Source organism: Bradyrhizobium diversitatis (assembly GCF_016031635.1).
Classification (GTDB): Bacteria; Pseudomonadota; Alphaproteobacteria; order Rhizobiales; family Xanthobacteraceae; genus Bradyrhizobium; species Bradyrhizobium diversitatis.
Genome location: NZ_JACEGD010000094.1, coordinates 1 through 1,640 on the forward strand (window position 1 = coordinate 1; position 1,640 = coordinate 1,640).

Annotated in this window: 3 protein-coding genes; 1 reads left to right on the forward strand and 2 read right to left on the reverse strand. The window is 64.1% G+C overall.

Features of this window, described 5'->3' with window-relative positions; translation table 11 throughout:
• Positions 1–288, forward strand: a 288-nt coding sequence (locus H1B27_RS39560; RefSeq protein ID WP_197967352.1) for a transposase, incomplete at its 5' end; no start/stop codon positions are given.
• Between the two features lie 122 nt (positions 289–410).
• On the opposite strand, the gene H1B27_RS39565 is transcribed toward H1B27_RS39560, so the two are convergent.
• The gene (locus tag H1B27_RS39565) at positions 411–1,115 is read right to left on the reverse strand and encodes an SIMPL domain-containing protein (RefSeq protein ID WP_197969768.1); all 705 of its coding nucleotides are present in this window, start codon (positions 1,113–1,115) and stop codon (positions 411–413) included.
• A 5-nt stretch (positions 1,116–1,120) separates the two neighbouring features.
• A partial coding sequence (locus H1B27_RS39570) for a GyrI-like domain-containing protein (RefSeq protein ID WP_246516078.1) occupies positions 1,121–1,640 on the reverse strand: 520 nt, incomplete at its 5' end.

The window sequence follows — 1,640 nt, forward strand, 5'->3', positions numbered from 1 at the left end:
CGCCGAATCTTCATCTCTGGCCAGAAGCGCGGCGTCTTCGGTGTCATCAAGCGCGAGCTGCGCCGCCGTTCCGCCATCGAACCCATCATCGGACACCTGAAGACCGATGGCCACCTCGGCCGCTGCTACCTCAAAGGCCGCGCCGGCGATGCGGCCAACGTCATCCTCTCAGCCGTCGGCCACAACTTCCGCCGCATCCTCGCCTGGATCAGAGAACTCTTGTGCCTGTTCCTGATCCAGCTCTGGCGCACGCGCGCCTGTCCGGCCCCGCTCAATTCGGCTTCTTAACGGACGACTGGCGAAGACTCGTGGTTACCGGCGTCGCGTCATAACCACTCCCTGTGGTTATGGGTCCCCGCGTTTCGCGGGGACGACACCGTTGTTTTGGTGGGCAGTGTGCCTCTTGCGGCTCACTGTCCCGGCTTGATCGCCCAGCTCACATTCACCGTCACCGATAGCGTTTCCTCGCCGGGTGCCACCGCCGCCTGCGGTGCTGCAGCCATTGGCGCTGCCATGCGGCCCTTGAACAGCGGCACCGGGCCGCCGCCTTCGGTGACGCTGAGCGGCGCGCCCAGCGTGACGCCGGCGGCCTTGGCATAGACCTCCGCCTTGCGTCGTGCATCGGCGATCGCCTGCTCGCGTGCATCGTCGAGCAGCTTTGACGCCTGCGTCACCTCGAACGAGATATTGCCGATATCGTTGGCGCCGGCGCTGACCAGCGTGTCGATGACGCTGGCAACCTTGGTCACGTCGCGAATCTTCACGGTGACGCGGTTGCTCGCGCGGAAGCCGACCACGGGCGAGGCGCCGGTGGATTTGTTCTGGCCGTATTGCGGCTGCAGCGACAAGCGCGATGTCTGGTAGTCCTTCTCGGCGATCCCTGCGCCCTTCAGCGCCAGCAGCACCTTGCCCATCGCGGCGTTGTTGGCGTCAGCAGCTTCCTTCGCCGTCTTGGCATCGTTGGCGACGCCGGCATCGATCTGCGCGAGATCGGGGGCTGCGGAAATCGTGGCTTCGCCGCTCACCGAAATGGCGGACGGGAAATCATCGGCGCGTGCGGGCGCCGTCAGCAGTGCGGTGGCGAATATGGCGGCGAGCAGGGCAGGCTTTTTCATCGGTCTCACTTCAGCGGCACGAAAACATTGATCACGAGCTTGTCCTCGGCCGTCTTCAGGGGATCGGTGAGGTACTCCTCGATGAAGGTGTCCTTGGCTTCCAGCTTCTTGTCGTCGAGGTGATTGGTGATCGCCTCATAGGTGTTGTCCATGTTGTCGTAGGAGCCGCGATGGACGAATTTCAGGGCTTTGCCCTCCGGCGATTTGCCGATGCTCATGTCCTTGGACAAGTTCTTCGGATCCTGGTCGACCGGGATCTCGGCAAGGAAGGTGAAGCCGGTGTCGTCGGTCGAGGTGTAGACGATCATCGCATTGCCGGCCGGCTTGATGCCCTGCTTGTCCAGCAGCGTGTTGAGGGCCTTGAAGGCGTCGATCAGCGTGTCGAAGGCCGAGTCCCAATTGGCAGTGCCCTTGACCATCACGACCTTTCTGGGCTCGAGCGTGGTCTCGAGGCCGAAGGGATCGGCGGTCTGCACCGGGGCGGGCGTCGCGGCGGCCGCCCCGGTGCAGACCGCCGATCCCTTC